Annotated in this window: 16 protein-coding genes; 11 read left to right on the forward strand and 5 right to left on the reverse strand. The window is 70.7% G+C overall.

All coding sequences use genetic code 11. The features are described 5' to 3' along the window. Position 1: 1 nt before the first annotated feature. Complete coding sequence (locus ACZ4XD_RS02690; RefSeq protein WP_468037482.1) at positions 2-1,141, forward strand: hypothetical protein; 1,140 nt, start codon at positions 2-4, stop codon at positions 1,139-1,141. 20 nt (positions 1,142-1,161) lie between these two features. Here ACZ4XD_RS02690 and ACZ4XD_RS02695 read toward each other — a convergent pair whose 3' ends face one another. Continuing rightward, the gene (locus ACZ4XD_RS02695; protein WP_042147532.1) at positions 1,162-1,371 is read right to left on the reverse strand and encodes a DUF5988 family protein; all 210 of its coding nucleotides are present in this window, start codon (positions 1,369-1,371) and stop codon (positions 1,162-1,164) included. Positions 1,372-1,517: 146 nt separating this feature from the next. Further along, a complete protein-coding gene (locus tag ACZ4XD_RS02700; protein WP_468037484.1) occupies positions 1,518-2,420 on the reverse strand; it encodes a TolB family protein in 903 nt (300 codons plus the stop codon). A gap of 291 nt (positions 2,421-2,711) precedes the next feature. Here ACZ4XD_RS02700 and ACZ4XD_RS02705 point away from each other — a divergent pair, with 291 nt between their 5' ends. Further along, a complete protein-coding gene (locus ACZ4XD_RS02705; RefSeq protein WP_468037486.1) occupies positions 2,712-3,290 on the forward strand; it encodes a carboxymuconolactone decarboxylase family protein in 579 nt (192 codons plus the stop codon). Positions 3,291-3,314: 24 nt separating this feature from the next. Here the strand turns inward: ACZ4XD_RS02705 and ACZ4XD_RS02710 are convergent, their stop codons facing one another. Both ACZ4XD_RS02710 and ACZ4XD_RS02715 read right to left on the reverse strand, forming a co-directional pair. Then, on the reverse strand, positions 3,315-3,881 hold the full coding sequence (locus ACZ4XD_RS02710) for a Uma2 family endonuclease (protein ID WP_468037488.1): 567 nt from the start codon (positions 3,879-3,881) through the stop codon (positions 3,315-3,317). Positions 3,882-3,974: 93 nt separating this feature from the next. Next, positions 3,975-4,778 carry a hypothetical protein gene (locus tag ACZ4XD_RS02715; protein WP_468037490.1) on the reverse strand — a complete coding sequence of 268 codons (804 nt, stop codon included), beginning with the start codon at positions 4,776-4,778 and terminating at the stop codon, positions 3,975-3,977. A 214-nt stretch (positions 4,779-4,992) separates the two neighbouring features. Between ACZ4XD_RS02715 and ACZ4XD_RS02720 the strand changes: the two genes are divergently transcribed. The 9 genes from ACZ4XD_RS02720 to ACZ4XD_RS02760 all read left to right on the forward strand — a co-directional run bounded on the left by ACZ4XD_RS02720 (position 4,993) and on the right by ACZ4XD_RS02760 (position 15,423). Beyond that, positions 4,993-6,495 carry an aldehyde dehydrogenase family protein gene (locus tag ACZ4XD_RS02720; protein ID WP_468037492.1) on the forward strand — a complete coding sequence of 501 codons (1,503 nt, stop codon included), beginning with the start codon at positions 4,993-4,995 and terminating at the stop codon, positions 6,493-6,495. Positions 6,496-6,553: 58 nt separating this feature from the next. Further along, positions 6,554-8,095, forward strand: coding sequence for a GMC family oxidoreductase (locus tag ACZ4XD_RS02725; RefSeq protein WP_468037494.1), 1,542 nt, complete (start codon positions 6,554-6,556; stop codon positions 8,093-8,095). Beyond that, the gene (locus tag ACZ4XD_RS02730) at positions 8,095-9,228 is read left to right on the forward strand and encodes a quaternary amine ABC transporter ATP-binding protein (protein WP_468037496.1); all 1,134 of its coding nucleotides are present in this window, start codon (positions 8,095-8,097) and stop codon (positions 9,226-9,228) included. Before ACZ4XD_RS02725 ends, ACZ4XD_RS02730 begins: the two co-directional genes overlap by 1 nt. Beyond that, entirely contained in the window at positions 9,228-9,398 is a 171-nt protein-coding gene (locus ACZ4XD_RS02735; RefSeq protein WP_386440950.1) for a hypothetical protein, read from the forward strand. The genes ACZ4XD_RS02730 and ACZ4XD_RS02735 overlap by 1 nt, the downstream gene beginning before the upstream one ends. Continuing rightward, on the forward strand, positions 9,395-11,389 hold the full coding sequence (locus tag ACZ4XD_RS02740; protein ID WP_468037498.1) for an ABC transporter permease: 1,995 nt from the start codon (positions 9,395-9,397) through the stop codon (positions 11,387-11,389). Before ACZ4XD_RS02735 ends, ACZ4XD_RS02740 begins: the two co-directional genes overlap by 4 nt. A gap of 2 nt (positions 11,390-11,391) precedes the next feature. After that, a complete protein-coding gene (locus tag ACZ4XD_RS02745) occupies positions 11,392-12,384 on the forward strand; it encodes an ABC transporter substrate-binding protein (protein ID WP_468037500.1) in 993 nt (330 codons plus the stop codon). Between the two features lie 178 nt (positions 12,385-12,562). Next, positions 12,563-12,775: a hypothetical protein gene (locus ACZ4XD_RS02750; RefSeq protein ID WP_468037502.1), complete on the forward strand. Its 213-nt coding sequence runs from the start codon at positions 12,563-12,565 to the stop codon at positions 12,773-12,775. Between the two features lie 190 nt (positions 12,776-12,965). Beyond that, positions 12,966-13,955, forward strand: a complete 990-nt coding sequence (locus ACZ4XD_RS02755) for a DUF4344 domain-containing metallopeptidase (RefSeq protein WP_468037503.1) — start codon at positions 12,966-12,968, stop codon at positions 13,953-13,955. A 310-nt stretch (positions 13,956-14,265) separates the two neighbouring features. Then, positions 14,266-15,423 (forward strand): trypsin-like serine peptidase, encoded by a 1,158-nt coding sequence (locus ACZ4XD_RS02760; protein WP_468037505.1) that lies wholly within the window; start codon positions 14,266-14,268, stop codon positions 15,421-15,423. Positions 15,424-15,499: 76 nt separating this feature from the next. Here the strand turns inward: ACZ4XD_RS02760 and pdxR are convergent, their stop codons facing one another. Further along, positions 15,500-16,927: a MocR-like pyridoxine biosynthesis transcription factor PdxR gene (gene pdxR, locus ACZ4XD_RS02765; RefSeq protein WP_468037507.1), complete on the reverse strand. Its 1,428-nt coding sequence runs from the start codon at positions 16,925-16,927 to the stop codon at positions 15,500-15,502. Positions 16,928-16,957 lie beyond the last annotated feature (30 nt).

Genomic DNA, 16,957 nt, shown 5'->3' on the forward strand with positions numbered 1-16,957 from the left:
GATGAAGCGCGGCGGCCGGCCCCGCTGGAACAGCGAAACCCAGCGCTGGGAGACCGACACCCCACCGCCCGCCCCCTACACGGGCCCGATGCCGCCCCGGCCGTCCTTCACGCCGTCGGTGGGCGGACCCCAAGACGGCGGGACCGGCGCGCCCGCGTCGGACGCGCCCCCGTCGGACGTGCCCGCGTCCGCCCCCGCACCCCCGGCCGCCGCACCTCCGGCCGCCCCCGCGCCTCCGGCCGATCCGCCCCCAACGGCCGCCGCACCGCGCAGCACCTACCCCTACCCGCACCCGAACTCGTCGGCCGGTGGCTTACCGGATCCCGCGGCCGACCCGTACCCCACCGACTGGTACACCACGACCGACCGGCACACCACCGACCGGCACACCACCGACCGGTACACCACAGCCCCGTACCCCACCGCCCCGTACCCCACCGACTCGTATCTCCCTCCCGAAACAGGCGCCGCCTACGCTCCCGGCCCCCGGCATCGGACGGGACTGGTCGCCGGGGCGGCGGTGGTCGTGATCGCGGCGGCCGTTGGCGGCGGCTATCTGCTCTGGGGACACGACGACGATCCGGCCGCCGCCCGCCCGCCGGCCCGCAGCAAGGCATCCGCCCCGTCCCGTACGGCGACCGCGCCGTCCACCGGTGCCCCGGACAGCGTCACGCCCGCACCCACCCTCACCGACCTGCCGGACGGCTTCCGCCTCGCCCACGACAAGAAGGGCTTCACCCTTGCGGTGCCCGGCACTTGGACGCGCAGCGAGCGCAAGACCGGGGTGTTCTACACCGCCCCGGACGACCGCGGACTGGTGCAGATCTTCGAGATCACCGACCCCGAAATCACCCCGCGCGAGGCTCTCCGGCAGGCATCCCAGGGGCTGTCGGCCAACCCCGGCTACGAGGAGATCAGCCTCGAACCCCTGGGTTTCCCGGGACCGGGCATAGACGCCAACCAACTGGTCTACGCCTATGACAGCAAGCGGCTCGGTATCCGCGTCAAGGTCGTCGACTGTGCCTTCACCGCCGCCGACGGCCGCCAGTTCGCCGTGCTCGTCCTGGGCGCCGAGGACGACTGGCCGGAGCAGGAGCAGACCCAGGAGATCGCGCTGCGGACCTTCGTCCCCCACACCTGAGCGGTGCGTCCGGCGCCTCGCTATCCGGGCAGCTCCGTGCGCTCCCACCACTCATAGACCGGCAGCGTCCCCTCGGAGGTCTTCTGCTGCCGGCTGGTGGCCCGGAAGTGTTCATAGCCGTTACGGAACGGGATCTTCAGCTCGGTCCCGGGCGGATCGATCGGCACGATCCGCCCGGGGAACTCCTCGGGGCCGCCTTCGAGCACTGCTTTCGCCGCTGTGTCAGCCATGCCTGCATTGTCGTCCGGCCGCCCGGACGCGGCCCCTCCGGTTCGGCAGCGCGGGTGACGGGCCACCGCCGGTGACCCGGAGGCCCGGCGAACGGCCGGTCCGGCGGAGCGTCACTCCACCGGACCGGCCGTGCTGTCACTTGGGGCTACTTGGCGATCCAGTCGGTCAGGGTGCCGCCGGTCTCGGCGACGGCCCGGAGGTGGCTGCCGTCCGCGTCGACCATGTAGAGGCGTCGCGTCGCCGTGGCGTCGTCCCAGCCGGAGAAGGCGATACGGGTGCCGTCCGGGGAGTACACCGGGGTCCTGACGTCAGTGAGGGCGCCGGACCAGGTGGCGTCGTCGTAGAGGTCCGTCTGCTCACCGGTCGCGACGTCGACGGTCTTCAGCCCGTACCGTCCGCCGTAGACGAGGTGCCGGCCGTCCGGCGACCAGTCGGCCGGGGTCGACACGGCCTGGTGGTCGGTGGTGACCTGCTGGCTCTCCCGGGTGGCGAGGTCCATGACGTACACATCCGTGCCGTACTCGGTGCCTTCGGGGCCCTCGTACGAGGTGGTGCGGAGGTAGGCGATCCGGCTGCCGTCCGGCGAGAAGGTGGCGCGGAGTCCCGAGGTGGTCAGCGTCTCGAAGCCAGTTCCGTCGGCGTTGATCGATTCGATGCCGCGGGGGGAGTCGAAGACGAGGCGCTTGCCGTTCGGAGCCCAGTCCGGATTGGCGACATACACCTCCCCGGTCTCGCTCTCGATGCCCGGGACCAGGACATGCTGGTTGGCGCCGCTCGCCGCGGCCGTCACCAGGTCGGGGCGGTAGGTGCAGCCCTCGGCCTGCGGGATGCAGGTGTCTCCGTAGCGGATGTAGGCGACCTGGGAGGCGCTGGGCGAGTAGACGCCGTCCAGACCCTCCGCGACGGTGTGGGTGGCCGCTCCGCTGGCGGGGTCCATTTCCACGGTCCGGCGGTAGTCGCTGGTCCGCTCGGACACCAGCAGCCGGTCCTCGCCCAGGCCGCCGGAGCTCTCCGAAGTGAGGGGGGCCGCCGCGGACGCGCTGCCCATAAGGGGCAGGCTCACCGTGACAGCAAGACCGATGGACAACGCAGTGCGTGAAATCCGCACGTACGCTCCTTCCGTGACGAGGCCCGGGGGCCTCGATGTGCGCGAGCCCGGGATTCGAACTCGCATATGAATAAGCGCCGGTGAGCCCGAAAGCGTCACACCCTTCACAGGCCCTCCACCTGGCTCGCCTCCGCACCGCCCGGTGTCACATCCCGCGCTGCCCGCTCGTCGAGGTGGTGAAGGCGCCCACTTCGGGGCGTCACAGCACACCGGAAACGAGGAGAAACCGCCATGGCACGGATTTCGCTCACCCCGCGGCGCACGCTCACCCTGCGACTGGCCGAGTGGTACTCACGGCGGGCATACGGCGAGGTGCTCCAGCCCGCGCTGGCGATGGGCCACCACCCCAGGGTCCTTCGCTCCTACTTCTCCTTCGAGAGCAAGGTGGCGCGGTGGAAGGCACTGGACCCGGGACTGAAGCTGCTGGCGGAGATGGCGTCGGCGGTGACGATCGGCTGCTCGTGGTGCGTGGACTTCGGCCACTGGCACGCCGACCGGCTGGGACTGCCGCTGGAGAAGGTCAGCAAGGTGCCCGACTGGCGGGCCCACGAGGAGTCCTTCACCGAGCTGGAGCGGCTGGTGCTGGAGTACGCGGAGGCGATGACCGCCACCCCGCCCGCCGTGACCGACGAACTGGCCGACAGCCTGCGCCGACGGCTGGGCGACCCGGCGTTCGTCGAGCTCACCACCATGGTGGCGGTGGAGAACCTCCGCTCCCGCACGAACAGCGCCCTGGGCCTGCGCAGCCAGGGATTCTCCGACGCCTGCGCGATCCGGCCGGGAAGCGGAACGCCCGGCGGGGCGGCGTGAGAGGACGGGGGTCGGCCCGTGGGGTCAGTCCCTGGGGAACTCTTCGGTCGTGAGGGTGATTCCGGCGACCGTGAGAGGGAGGTCGACGGGTTGGCCGTAGGCGACGGCGAGGTCGATCTTGTAATCGCCGTGCTGCGGCTTGGTGAAGACGCGGCACCGGCCCAGATAGGGGTCGGCGATCAGGTAAACCGGGACCTCGGCGAGGGCGTAGGCCGTCTTCTTGGGGCCGTAGTCGTTCGGCGCGGTGCCCTTGGAGATGACTTCGGCGATGAACTCGACGTCCTGGTGGCGCCAGCGCCCGAACTCGTCCTTCTCGGCACCGTCGGCGATCTTGGCGACATCCGGGGCGAAGCGGTTCCGCTCGCCGGGAAACGCGATCCGCACGTCCGAGGTCACCAGGGCGTCCATCCCGAAATGGTCGTCCAGTGCCCGCACGATCCGGCGGATGGTCTGCCAATGGACGTCGCACTGCGGCGTCATGTACACGGCCCCCTCGACGATCTCGCCCTTGTATCCCTCGGGGGTGGGCAACCGCTCCAGCTGCTCGATCAGCGCGTCCCGACCCAGCTCATTGCCCTGGCCGTTGGTCATCGTGCCGCCCCTCCCCGCCGCCCGCGCGACGCGGGCAGCCGCACGGTTCAACGATACGTATGTACGAACGGTTACGTACCGCGACCGACAGGATCAGGCGCTCTGTGAGCCCTGGAGCCGGTCCTCCAGCACCGAGATATCGGCCGTGTCGGCGGGGGCGGGTGTCTTGGTGGAGACCGGGGTGTCGTAGTTGCTGAGCAGGATGGTGCCGGTCTGGTGGTCGACCTCGGCGGTGAGTTTCAGCGGGTAGTGCTTGCCGTCGATGGCCACATAGAGGGTCTGGACGGCGCCCTGGGCCTTCTTGACCACGGGGAGGACACGGGTGCCCTCGTGGGTGGTCGGGCGGCCCTTGGTGAGGGTGGGGGCCGAGGGGGAGGGGGCGCCGGAGGGCGGGTTCTCGGGGGGTACGGCGGACTTCTGGAAGGCCCTGAGGTCGCAGGCCGCGGAGAGGTTGCCGAGGAAGGTGTCCTTGGTGGTGCCGTGCAGGAACGTGTCCTTGTATTTCTCGGCGGCGTCGCGGCCCTCGCTCCCGGGCAGCTGGCTCTTCCAGAAGGCGGCGTCCGGCTTCATCCAGACCTGGTTCCCGCGCTTGACGAGCTCGACGCGGCCGAGCTCGCCCTTGCTGATGGCGCCGGTGCAATTGCCGGCGCGGTCGAGGGTGAGGTCGAGTTTGGTGGGATCGGCACTGGTTTGGGTGCGCAAGCGCAGCGATTTCGCGGCGACCAGTTGGTGGAGGGAATCGTCGGAGATCTGCTGGGCCGATTTGTTGGCGAGGTCGCCCTCGCCGCCGTCCGGATCCTCGGCCGCCGCGGCGCCGGTGCAGGCCGGCCCGGCGATCAGGGCTGCCCCGCAGGTCAGGGCCGCGGTGGCGGTGGCGGCACGCCGTCTGCTGATCATCTGGGTACCTCCGGTCCCGAGGGGAAATGCAGCCTGGGACATACGGCTATTCAGGGTACGTTCCGGGATATTCGGCCGCACGTTCAGTGAGTCGAGTCACTTTCCATGAATCCTTGGGCATAGGTCCGCCGCTTCCGGGGAGGGGTCCACGTTGCTGGTGATGCCAGTGGTTGCACCAGTGCGTACGAGATCGGTAACCGGAAGGCAGAACGACGTGTCGTCAATCGAGACCATTCACGTAGACGGGGTGTGGCGGGCCGCCGCAGCCGGCGAAACGCGGGAGGTCCTCGACCCCGCCGACGCGACGACGCTCCAGCTGGTGGCCGAGGGTGGTGCCGAGGACGCCGACGCGGCGGTCGCGGCCGCCCGCCGGGCCTTCGACGAGGGCGACTGGCCCCGTACCGCCGTCGCCGAGCGCTCCGCCCTGCTCCGCCGGGTCGCCGACCTGCTCCAGCGCGACCGCGAGGAGATCGCCCTCATCGAGAGCCGGGACACCGGCAAGACGCTGGAGGAGGGCCGGGTCGACGTCGATGACGTCACCAACGCCTTCCGGTACTTCGCCGACCTGGTGATGAACGAGAGCGGCGGCCGGGTCGTCGACGCCGGTTCGCCCGACGTGCACAGCGTGGTCGTGCATGAGCCGGTCGGTGTCTGCTCGCTCATCACGCCGTGGAACTACCCGCTGCTCCAGGCAAGTTGGAAGATCGCGCCGGCCCTCGCGGCCGGCAACACTTTTGTGATCAAGCCCAGCGAGGTCACCCCGCTGTCGACCGTGCACCTGGTCAAGCTGCTGGTCGAGGCCGGGCTGCCGACCGGGGTCGCCAACATCGTCACCGGCGCGGGGCTGCCGGTGGGCCAGCGGCTCGCCGAGCACCCGGACGTCGACCTGTTCTCCTTCACGGGCGGTCTCGTCAGCGGGACGAAGGCCGGCGCGGCGGCGGTCTCCGGCGCCAAGAAGATCGCGCTGGAGCTGGGCGGCAAGAACCCCAATGTGGTCTTTGCCGACGCCTGCGCCACCGAGGAAGGCTTCGACACCGCTGTGGACCAGGCGCTGAACGCCGCGTTCATCCACAGCGGCCAGGTCTGCTCGGCCGGTGCCCGGCTGATCATCGAGGAGTCGGTGCGCGACCGCTTCGTCTCCGAGCTCGCCCGCCGCGCCGAGAAGATCAAGCTCGGCCGGGGTACCGAGGACGGTGTCGAGTGCGGTCCGCTGGTCTCCCAGCAGCAGCTCGACAAGGTCGAGGCGTATGTCGCCTCCGCCCTGGCCGAGGGTGCGCAGCTGCGCTGCGGCGGTGCCCGGCCCGAGCCGTCGGACGTCCGTCCGGCCACCGGCTACTTCTACGCGCCGACCGTGCTCGACGGCTGCCACCGCGAGATGAAGGTGGTCCGTGAGGAGACCTTCGGCCCGATCCTGACGGTGGAGACCTTCACCACCGAGGACGAGGCCGTGGCACTCGCCAACGACACCGAGTACGGCCTGGCCGGCGCGGTCTTCTCCGCCGACACCGCGCGCGCCCGCCGGGTCGCCGCCCGGCTGCGGCACGGCACGGTCTGGATCAACGACTACCACCCCTACCTCCCGCAGGCGGAGTGGGGCGGCTTCGGCAAGTCCGGCATCGGACGGGAATTGGGCCCCGCGGGTCTGGACGAGTACCGCGAGAGCAAGCACATTTACGAAAACCTCCGGCCGGAGCCGGTGCGCTGGTTCGCGGGCTGACACCCCCGCCTCCCTGGTACCACCCGCACCACGCACGTTGTAAGAAGGAGCACCCCCAATGCCTGTGTATGACTATGTCGTAGTCGGCGGCGGCACCGCCGGTTCCGTCATCGCCTCGCGCCTCACCGAGGACCCGGACGTCACCGTCGCCGTCATCGAGGGCGGCCCGTCCGACATCGACCGCGAGGACGTGCTGACGCTGCGCAAGTGGCTCGGCCTGCTCGGCGGCGACCTGGACTACGAGTACACGACCACCGAGCAGCCGCGCGGCAACTCGCACATCCTGCACAGCCGCGCCAAGGTGCTCGGCGGGTGCTCCTCCCACAACACGCTGATCTCCTTCAAGCCGCTGCCGTCCGACTGGGACGAGTGGGAAGAGGCCGGCGCGGCCGGCTGGGGAGCCAAGGAGATGGACCCCTACTTCGGCAAGCTGCGCAACAACATCGTGCGGGTGGCGAAGAAGGACCAGAACCAGATCGCCACCGACTGGATCGAGGCCACCAAGACGGCCCTCGGCGTCCCCGAGGTCGTCGGCTTCAACGACAAGCCCTTCGACGAGGGCGTCGGCTTCTTCGACCTCTCCTACCACCCGGAGAACAACAAGCGGTCGTCGGCGTCGGTCGCGTATCTGCATCCGCACATGGAGGCCGGTGACCGGCCGAACCTCACGCTGATGCTGGAGACCTGGGCGCACAAGCTGGAGCTGGACGGCACCACCGCCAAGGGCGTCCACGTCCGCACGAAGGACGGCGAGGAGGTCTACGTCGAGGCCGCCCGTGAGGTGCTGGTCTGCGCCGGCGCCGTCGACACCCCGCGGCTGCTGATGCACTCCGGCATCGGGCCGAAGAAGGACCTGGAAGCGCTCGGTCTGCCCTGCGTGCTCGACCTGCCGGGTGTCGGCGAGAACCTCATCGACCACCCCGAGTCGGTGATCGTCTGGGAGACGAACGGACCGATCCCGGGCAACTCCGCGATGGACTCCGACGCGGGCCTCTTCGTCAAGCGGGACCCGGAGCACAAGGGCCCCGACCTGATGTTCCACTTCTACCAAATCCCGTTCACCGACAACCCCGAGCGGCTGGGCTACGAGCGCCCCGAGCACGGCGTGTCGATGACCCCGAACATCCCCAAGTCCCGCTCCCGCGGGCGCCTCTACCTCACCTCCGCGGACCCCGAGGTCAAGCCGGCCCTCGACTTCAAGTACTTCGAGGACGAGGACGACTACGACGGCCAGACCCTCGTGGACGGCATCAAGCTGGCCCGCAAGGTCGCCCAGGCCGAGCCGTTCGCCAAGTGGCTCAAGCGGGAGGTCTTCCCCGGCCCCGAGGTCACCGACGACGCGGAGATCAGTGAGCTGGTGCGCAAGGCGGCACACACCGTCTACCACCCGGCCGGCACCTGCAAGATGGGCGCCGCCGATGACCAACTCGCCGTCGTCGACCCCGAGTTGAAGATCCGTGGGCTGTCCGGCATCCGTATCGCCGACGCCTCCGTCTTCCCGACCATGCCCGCGGTCAACCCGATGCTGGGCGTGCTCATGGTGGGGGAGAAGTGCGCTGAACTGCTCCATAAGGCTCCGACCCAAGGAGGTGATGCGTGATGGCTACCACCTCCGCCGGCGCATCCGAGATACCCAACGCCCGTACGTCCAAGGACGCCACCGCCACCGAGGCCGCCGACGGACGTGAGGTCGTCTTCTCCGTCCGCAACCTCTGGAAGGTCTTCGGCCCCAAAGCCGAGCGCATCCCCGGCGACTCCTCCGTGACGGAGCTGAGCGCCCAGGAACTGCGCGAGCAGACCGGCTGTGTGGCCGCCGTCCGCGATGTCTCGTTCGACGTCCACAAGGGCGAGGTCTTCGTCGTCATGGGCCTGTCCGGCTCCGGCAAGTCCACCCTCGTGCGGTGTCTGACCCGGCTGATCGAGCCGACCAGCGGAGAGCTGGAGATGGACGGCGAGGACGTGCGCGCCATGGACCGCACCACGCTGCGCGAACTGCGCCGCCGCCGCGCCGCCATGGTCTTCCAGCACTTCGGCCTGCTGCCGCACCGCACCGTCGTCGACAACGTCGCCTACGGCCTGGAGATCCAGGGCATGGGCAAGGCGGAGCGCCGCACGAAGGCCAACGAGATGGTCGACAAGGTCGGCCTGGCCGGGATGGAGAAGCGCCGCCCCGGGCAGCTCTCCGGCGGTCAGCAGCAGCGCGTCGGCCTGGCCCGTGCGCTCGCCGTGGACCCCGAAGTCCTGCTCTTCGACGAGCCGTTCAGCGCCCTTGACCCCCTCATCCGCCGCGATATGCAGGAAGAGGTCGTCCGCCTGCACCGTGAAGAGGGCCGCACCATGGTCTTCATCACCCACGACCTCGCCGAGGCGCTGCGGATCGGTGACCGGATCGCCCTGATGCGCGACGGCAAGATCGTCCAGCTCGGCACCCCCGAGGAGATCGTCGGCTCCCCGGCCGACGACTACGTCCGCGACTTCGTCCGGGACGTGCCGCGCGAGCAGGTGCTGACCGTGCGCCGCGCGATGCGCCCGGCCGAGGACGGCGAAGCCGACCAGGGCCCGGCGCTCACCCCCGACACCCTGATCTCCGACGCCATTGAGGCCGTCGCCCGCTCCGGCGGCGCGGCCCGGGTCGTCGACGGCACGCGCTGCCTGGGCATCGTCGACCACGCCTGCCTGCTGAACGTGGTCGCCCGCGTCGACAGCCCGCAGCACGGCGAGGTGGCTGCCTGATGTACACCGCGACCACCCGCGGCGGCGCCCTCCGCGCCGTCGGCTCCAGAGCTCCCGCCGCCACGCCCCGCGCCCGGCTGCGCGCCGCCTGGCTGCGCCACTGGCGCGAGGCCCAGCGCTGCGCCGCGCTCAATGTGCCCACCGGCACCGTGAAGCGGGGGCGCGCATGAGCACCGCAACCCCGGTTTCCGCGCGCGGCACCCTCGGCGTCGACACCCCCAAGGGCCCGGCCCAGCTCCTGCTCCAGCGCCGTGGCCTCGCCAAGCTCCTGCTGCTCGTCGTCGCCGCGGCCGTCCTCGTCCCGCTGCTGGCCACCAAGTACGGCGCCGCCTGGCCGTCCTCGCTGACCGTCGACGTCTCCGGCCCGCTCGGCAAGACCAGCGACTGGATCATCGACAACCGCGACAGCCACTGGCTGTTCGTCTACTTCCTCGGCCACCTCTCCAACGGCGTGGTCATCTCCGTACGCGCCGTCTATCTGCTGCTGCTCGCGCTCGGCTGGACGGGTGTGACGGCCGGCGTCACGCTGATCGCCTGGCGGGTGGCCGGTGTCCGCATCGCCGCCACCGCGCTGATCTCCTTCCTGGTCAGCGGTCTGCTGGGGATGTGGGTCCCGACCATGCAGACGCTCGCCCTGATGGTCGTGGCGGTCGCCGCCTCGGTCGTCGTCGGCGCGCTGCTCGGCCTGGCCGCGGGCCTGTCCGAGCGACTCTTCCGGCTGCTGCGCCCGGTCCTCGACACCATGCAGGTGCTGCCGGCCTTCGCCTACCTCCTGCCCGTCGTGCTGGTCTTCGGCATCGGCGTCCCCGCCGCGCTGCTGGCCACCGTCATCTACGCGGCGCCGCCGATGGCGCGGCTGACCGCGCTCGGTCTGCGCAGTGCCGACCCGGGCGTCCTGGAGGCCGTCTCCTCGCTCGGCGCCACCGGCCGGCAGCGGCTGCTGACCGCCCGCCTCCCGCTGGCCCGCAAGGAACTCCTCCTCGGCGTCAACCAGTCGATCATGATGGCGCTGTCCATGGTCGTGATCGCCTCGATGATCGGCGCCGCCGGTCTCGGTGACCGCGTCTACCAGGCGCTCGCCTCGGTCGACGTCGGTGCCGCGCTGGCCGCCGCCATCCCGATCGTGCTGCTGGCCATCGTCATGGACCGCACCACGGCCGCGGCCGGTGAGCGTCTCGGCGCCGACACCTCCGCCACCGGCCCGAAGTGGCTGCGCGGCTGGCAGGCGTGGACCGGCGTCGCCGTGGTCACCGCCGTCCTCGCGCTGGCCGGCCGGCTGTCCGGCTCGCTGGTCTGGCCGGGTGCCTGGGCCGTGGACCTCGCCCGCCCCGTCAACGACTTCAAGGAGTGGATGGTCGACCACCTCTACTCCGGAGTCCCGGTCATCGGCGGCACCGCCGACTGGGCCGCGCACTTCACCAACTGGGTGCTCAACCCGCTGCGGGACGGCCTGACCGCGCTGCCCTGGTACGGCACGCTGCTCATCGTCGCCGCGCTGGCCTGGCTCATCGGCACCTGGCGCACCGCGCTGACCGCCGTCCTCGCGATGGCCGCCATCGGTGTGCTGGGCGTGTGGAAGCCGTCGATGAACACCCTCTCCCAGGTGCTCGCCGCGCTGGTGGTGACCCTGGTGCTGGGCTTCGGCATCGGCATCCTCGCCGCCGGCAGCAAGCGCCTGGAGGCCATCCTGCGGCCGGTCCTGGACGTCATGCAGACCATGCCGCAGTTCGTGTACCTGATCCCGGTCGTCGCGCTCTTCGCCGTGGGCCGTGCCCCGGCCGCCGCCGCTGCCGTGGTCTACGCGCTGCCCGCCGTCATCCGCATCACCACCCAGGGCCTGCGCCAGGTGGACCCCGCCGCCATGGAATCGGCGAAGTCCCTCGGTGCCACCCGCTGGCAGATCCTCCGCCAGGTCCAGCTCCCCCTCGCCCGGCCGGCGCTCCTGCTGGCCGTCAACCAGGGCGTGGTCCTGGTCCTCGCCGTCGTCATCATCGGCGGCCTGGTGGGCGGCGGTGCCCTCGGCTACGACGTCGTCACCGGCCTCGCCACCGGAGACCTGGCCCTCGGCCTGGTCGCGGGTGTGGCCATCGTCTGCCTGGGCCTGATGCTCGACCGGGTCACCCAGCCCACGGAACGCCGCACGACGGGGAAGGGAGTCTGACCATGTCCCGTAAGCGCACCATGATCATCGGGACGGCCGCGCTGGCCGGCACGGCGGTCCTCTCCCTCTCCCTGTCCTCCTGCGGCAAGTCCGACATGACCAAGCAGTCCTCGCCGTTCGCGGCGGCCAAGGGCTCCAAGTCGGTCACCCTGTCGGTGCAGACCTGGGTCGGCGCCCAGTCCAATGTCGCGGTCGCCAAGTACCTTCTCGAAAAGAAGATGGGCTACCACGTCGACACCGTCCAGGTGGACGAGATCCCCGCCTGGGACGCCCTCAGCCAGGGCCGGGTCGACGCGATCCTGGAGGACTGGGGCCACCCCGAGCAGGAACAGCGGTACGTCAAGGACAAGAAGACGATCACCGCGGGTGGCGGCAACGGCGTCACCGGCCACATCGGCTGGTACGTCCCCAAGTACTGGGCCGACAAGCACCCCGAGGTCAAGAACTGGAAGAACCTCAACAAGTTCGCCGACCAGCTCAAGACCTCGGAGAGTGGCAACAAGGGCCAGCTGATGGACGGTTCGCCGTCCTACGTCACCAATGACAAGGCGCTGGTGAAGAACCTCAAGCTCAATTACGAGGTCGTCTTCGCGGGCTCCGAGGCGGCGCAGATCACCCAGATCCAGCAGTTCGCCAAGCAGAAGAAGCCCTTCCTGACGTACTGGTACGAGCCGCAGTGGCTCTTCAACCAGGTGCCGATGGAGGAGGTCAAGCTCCCCAAGTACACCGATGCCTGTGCGGAGAAGGGCACCAAGGACCCCACGTCCATCGACTGTGCCTATCCGACCACGCCCCTCCAGAAGTACTTCAACACGGAATTCGCCAAGAAGGGCGGCAGTGCCGCGGCGTTCCTGAAGAACTTCAAGTGGACCAAGGACGACCAGAACGAGGTCTCCGAGTCGATCGCCTCGGGCGGTCTGTCCGCCGACGAGGCGGCGAAGCGCTGGGTGGAGAAGCACCCGGACGTCTGGAAGAAGTGGCTGGCCAAGAAGTAGCCGCACAGCAGGCGCGGAACCCCGCGGGCAGTCGCACGGTGTGTGCGGCTGCCCGCGAGCGCGTTTCGGGGGCCTTGCGGGCCCGGCCTTACCCGTTCGGGTGGCCGGTGGCGAACCACCGCACGGCGCGGCGCCCGGCCCAGAAGGCTGGGCAGCCGTCACCGACGAAAGGCCCGCCATGCCGCTGCCGCCGACCTGCCCCACACCCGACTGCGACGACCGGCTGTGGAAGGACACCGCGCACACCAGCACCGACTGGGACAACTGGCGCTGGTGGTGCTGCCGTTGCCGCAAGCAGTGGTACCCCACGGCCGAACAGCTCCAGGACTTCCGCCACGGAACGAGCCGGCCCGCCGCGGCCCACCGGGATCCGCGGGCGGCTCACCGGTAGACCGGCTATGGGTGGGGCGAAACACCACATAAATGGGTCATTGTGGACGAATGGCTCGTCGCTCATAATCCGGATGTCAGGTGCGAGCCGTGACTCCGGCACCGCTCCGTGAAGGTGGCAGGCGGCTCCGGAGACCCCGGAAGGACAACCGTCCGCCCTCCCGCCTTGACCAAGGAAGGGGCTGACCAGGGTGCTGCGCAGTGGTGGGTCCTCGGCCAGGGGGCGGGCTGCTTCTGCGGGGGCGCTGCTCCTCGCGGGCTTCGCGGTCGCCTCGTGCGGAAGCGGCAGCGGCGACGGCGGCGGTGGCGGCGGCGGTGGCGGTGGCAAGGACGACGCGAGCGGCAAGGTCACGGTCGTCTACGAGGACAAGGCGATCAAGCCGAAGGACCGGCACGCCGTAACGGTGGTCCGGAAGTCCCGGGTGCTGGAGCAGCTCGCCGACTGGGTGAACGCCTCGGTCGCGCTCCCGCATGACCTGGTGGTGAAGGTGACCGGCCGGGTCCCACCGGGCGTGACGGATGCGGTCACCCAGCCCGATGGCCGGACGATCTTTGTGCCCCCGTCGTTCCTGACCCGGATCGAAGGGGTCCTCGGCAGCGTGGTCAAGACCGTCAAGCGGCCCGCGCTGTTTCCCGCCGACACGTTCAACACCGACGACCTGACCGTGCTGTCGACCCAGTTCATCTTCGGCCATGAGATGGGGCATGCGCTCCAGCGGCAGCTGCTGCTGGCGAACCTCGGCCTGGAGGAGGACGCCGCCGACGGGTTCGCGTCGTTCTACACCGTCAACGAGGTCGGTCCCGGGCCGTCGCTGGCAGCCGCCCTCCTCTTCGACGAGCTCGCCCGCGAGGAAGGCCGGCTGACGCTGGAAGGGTTCTCCAGCGACCACCCCGTCACCCAGCAACGCGTCTTCCACTTCCTTTGCTACCTGGACGGGAGCGACCCGAAGAGGTACGACGGGCCCCTGGTCGGTCCGGGCTACCTGCCGAAGACCCGCGCTCCGTTCTGTCCGCAGGCATGGGCGATGCTGGACTACGGCTGGTGGACCCAGCTCAAGCCGCACTTCAGCGGGGCATTCAAGGAGCAGGGCGGCAAAGAGCAGCAGCACGCGCACGATCAGCTGATCGCGGAGACGAAGGCCCTCGCGAGGAACCTCGACAAGCTCCGCAGCGCAGAGTGAGCGCGCGGCGGGCGAGGTGCCGGCCGCCCCGGTGCCTGGCGCGGCCGGCGTACACCACGTCCACCAACTCCGCGCCGTCCGCGGTGAATCGGCGCAGTACGGGCCCGCTCCGTCCGGAGCAGTACCGGCGAAGGTGACATTGCGGTACGTCCCGCCCGCCGGGGGTGCCGAGCGGCCGGGACCTGGTTGCCCGGCGGGGACGGCGTGACGGCATAGTAGGGCGCAGCCCGATGAGGGACATGACAATTAACGGCGGCAACGGCGCGCTGTTGCGCTCGGCGCCGCCCCGTACCAGGGGGACTCCCGCTCCATGCCATCCATCCGCCGCTCCACCGCCGCGGCCGCGGCACTCGTCGCACTGCTCGCGGGCACCGTCACCGCCTGCGGCCCCGACGGCCAGGCCGCCGGCGGTGCGGCCGCCGACCAGAAGGACCAGGCCGACGGGGGCTTCAAGCTCCCCAAGGGCGCGCCGACCAGCCTGGACGATCTGAAGAAGTGGAAGGACGGCGGCTGGCAGGACTGGGACAAGTGGGCCCGGGACGCAAAGGACTTCGCCAACCCGATCATCAAGGACCACTGGAAGTCGGACCGGCTGGCCAAGGCGAAGACCTCGCCGGAGATCGGCGTCAAGGCCACCGGTACGGGCAGCGAGTTCGACGGTACGGACCCCGAACCGCAGCCGGTCACCGCCGAACAGGTCGCCCGGCCGTACCACCAGCACATGGCCCCGGTCGGGAAGATCTTCTTCGACAGCCCCAAGGGCCCGATGGTCTGCTCCGGCACGATCGTCGAGGACCCGGCGCACCCGGGCAAGTCCAACCTGGTGTGGACCGCGGGCCACTGCGTGCACTCCGGCAAGCAGGGCGGCTGGATGCGCAACATCGTCTTCGTGCCGTCCTACAACGACAACGGCGTGCCGATGAACCAGGTCAACAACACGCCCTCCCAGCAGGTCACGCCGTACGGCCGGTTCTGGGCCGACTGGATCACCACCTCCGGTGAGTGGATCGACATGGGCAGCGAGAAGTCCGGCAACGGCGGCTCCGCCTACGACTTCGCCGTGCTGCACGTCAAGCCCGAGAACGGCAGCGGCAAGTCCCTCCAGGAGACCGTCGGCAACGCCGCCCGGGTCTGGTTCAACGCCCCCGCCGCGAACCAGATCGGCTCCCTGGACGCCTTCGGCTACCCGGCGGCTCCCCCCTACGACGGCGCACGCATGATGAACTGCCCGGCCCGCCCCGGCCGCCTCGTCATGCAGCAGGGCACCCCCGCCATGAACCGCATCGGCTGCACCATGACCGGCGGCACCTCCGGCGGCGGCTGGTTCGTCAACCGCGGCGGCAAGCTGACCCTGGTGTCCAACACCTCGATCAGCTCCAACGCCCACACCTGGCTGGCCGGCCCGCACCTCGGCCCGGAGGCCCAGCGGGTCTTCGCCAACATCAGCCAGAAGTTCGCGAACCAGTAGGGGAGGGTGCGGAGGCGGCGGAGGGCCCCGCCGCCACACCCGCGGCCCCACCCGCGGCCGCTACCCCGCACGGCCGCTATCCCGGAGGCGGCAGCGCCCGGCACAGTGCCTCCAGGGCGGCCGGGAAGGCGCTGTCGCTGGGGGTCGCATAGCCGACGACCAGGCCGTGCCGGGCCGGCATGGTGGCCTCGGGGTGGCGGTAGGCGGACAGGCCGTCGAGGGCCAGGCCCTGCCAGCGGGCGGCGCGCAGGGCCGCTCGTTCGTCCGGCTCGCCCGCGCCGTCGGGGAGTTGGAGGACGGCGTGCAGACCGGCCGCGATGCCGGTGACGGTGAGGTGCGGGGCGTGGCCGGCCACCGCGTCGATCAGCTGGTCGCGGCGCCGGCGGTAGCGCTGGCGCATCCGGCGGATGTGCCGGTCGTAGGCGCCGTGGGTGAGGAACTCGGCGAGGGTGAGCTGGTCGGTGACGCCCGCCCAGGCCTCGCGCTCGCCCTTGGCCTCCAGTACGGCGTCGACGAGGCGATCGGGAAGCACCATCCAGCCCAGCCGCACCGCGGGGGAGAGGCTCTTGCTGACCGAGCCGATATGCAGGACGCGCTCCGGATCCAGGCCCTGGAGGGCGCCGACGGGCTTGCGGTCGTAGCGGAATTCCCCGTCGTAGTCGTCTTCGAGGAGGTATCTTCCGCTCTCCCGCGCCCAGTTGATGACCGCGGCGCGACGGTCCGGGTGCAGCGGCACGCCGAGCGGGAATTGGTGGGCCGGGGTGAGCAGCGCCGCCTCCACGCCCTCGGCCGCGGCCAGATCGGCGCTCTCGGCGCCGTGTTCGTCGATGCCGAGGGGGTGGGTGCACAGGCCGGCCGTGGCCAGGAGTTCGCGGTGGAACGGCAGGCCGTAGGACTCGACGGCGAGCGGCCCGGGGAGCACGGCGGGCAGCAGCAGCCGCAATGCGTGGGCGAAGCCGGAGCAGATCACGATGCGTTCGGGGTCGGTGCGTACGCCACGGGTGCGCGCCAGGTAGTCGGCGAGGGCGCGGCGCAGTTCGGGGCGGCCGCGCGGGTCGCCGGGGCCGAACGCGTCGTGCGGGGCGGCGGTCAGCGCCCGGCGGGCGGCGGCGAGCCAGGCGGTGCGCGGAAAGGACGCGGCGTCCGGCTGGCCCTGGAGGAGGTTGTGCGTGGGGCGGCTGACCGGGGCGCGGTGGGCCGGGGCCCGGGTGGGCGTCAGCGGCTGCGCGCGGTGGGCGACACGGGTGCCGGAGCCCTGCCGGGCGCTCAGCCAGCCCTCGGCGACCAGTTCGGCGTAGGAGTCGGCGACGGTGTTACGGGCGATGCCGAGGTCGGCGGCGAGTGAGCGGTAGGGCGGCAGCCGCGTACCGGGGGCGAGCCGTCCGGACCGGATCGCGTCCCGCAGCGCCCGGATCAGGACGGCGCGGCGGCTGCCCGGCCCGGTCAGCTCCAGATGCAGATCGGCGCCCAGGCTCTCGGCAGGATTGACCCATGATTCCGGCATGGAAATGCACCCTACAACCGGTCGCCTGCT

This window comes from Streptomyces sp. NPDC029466 (assembly GCF_055574515.1).

Coding starts and splice junctions, on each gene's coding strand:
- ACZ4XD_RS02690 (WP_468037482.1), top strand. CDS start 2: ATGAAGCGCGGCGGCCGGCCCCGCTGGAACAGCGAAACCCAGCGCTGG.
- ACZ4XD_RS02695 (WP_042147532.1), bottom strand. CDS start 1,371: ATGGCTGACACAGCGGCGAAAGCAGTGCTCGAAGGCGGCCCCGAGGAG.
- ACZ4XD_RS02700 (WP_468037484.1), bottom strand. CDS start 2,420: ATGGGCAGCGCGTCCGCGGCGGCCCCCCTCACTTCGGAGAGCTCCGGC.
- ACZ4XD_RS02705 (WP_468037486.1), top strand. CDS start 2,712: ATGGCACGGATTTCGCTCACCCCGCGGCGCACGCTCACCCTGCGACTG.
- ACZ4XD_RS02710 (WP_468037488.1), bottom strand. CDS start 3,881: ATGACCAACGGCCAGGGCAATGAGCTGGGTCGGGACGCGCTGATCGAG.
- ACZ4XD_RS02715 (WP_468037490.1), bottom strand. CDS start 4,778: ATGATCAGCAGACGGCGTGCCGCCACCGCCACCGCGGCCCTGACCTGC.
- ACZ4XD_RS02725 (WP_468037494.1), top strand. CDS start 6,554: ATGCCTGTGTATGACTATGTCGTAGTCGGCGGCGGCACCGCCGGTTCC.
- ACZ4XD_RS02730 (WP_468037496.1), top strand. CDS start 8,095: ATGGCTACCACCTCCGCCGGCGCATCCGAGATACCCAACGCCCGTACG.
- ACZ4XD_RS02735 (WP_386440950.1), top strand. CDS start 9,228: ATGTACACCGCGACCACCCGCGGCGGCGCCCTCCGCGCCGTCGGCTCC.
- ACZ4XD_RS02740 (WP_468037498.1), top strand. CDS start 9,395: ATGAGCACCGCAACCCCGGTTTCCGCGCGCGGCACCCTCGGCGTCGAC.
- ACZ4XD_RS02745 (WP_468037500.1), top strand. CDS start 11,392: ATGTCCCGTAAGCGCACCATGATCATCGGGACGGCCGCGCTGGCCGGC.
- ACZ4XD_RS02750 (WP_468037502.1), top strand. CDS start 12,563: ATGCCGCTGCCGCCGACCTGCCCCACACCCGACTGCGACGACCGGCTG.
- ACZ4XD_RS02760 (WP_468037505.1), top strand. CDS start 14,266: ATGCCATCCATCCGCCGCTCCACCGCCGCGGCCGCGGCACTCGTCGCA.
- pdxR (WP_468037507.1), bottom strand. CDS start 16,927: ATGCCGGAATCATGGGTCAATCCTGCCGAGAGCCTGGGCGCCGATCTG.